The organism is Providencia sp. PROV_01 (genome assembly GCF_053098325.1).
Genome location: NZ_JBRFKD010000002.1, coordinates 466,897 through 467,114, shown reverse-complemented (window position 1 = coordinate 467,114; position 218 = coordinate 466,897). Strand labels below are relative to the sequence as shown.

Sequence of the window (218 nt, the reverse complement as noted above, 5' to 3'; positions counted from 1 at the left end):
TCGGTATCGTTTCTTTTTATGAAAGAAATTAGTTATAAATCGAATTTAGGCAAGGCATAACATGGCGACGTTTACGCTAGGTAAACGAGCTAGGTTATAACGAAGCATCAATTCGATTTTGGTAGGCCTGAGTGGACTTGAACCACCGACCTCACCCTTATCAGGGGTGCGCTCTAACCACCTGAGCTACAAGCCTATCGATACCGCTACTCTATTTC

General features: G+C 43.6%; 1 tRNA gene. It reads right to left on the bottom strand.

The window, feature by feature from the left end:
* Window positions 1-119: 119 nt before the first annotated feature.
* Window positions 120-196, bottom strand: a tRNA-Ile gene (locus tag ACU696_RS02890).
* Window positions 197-218 lie beyond the last annotated feature (22 nt).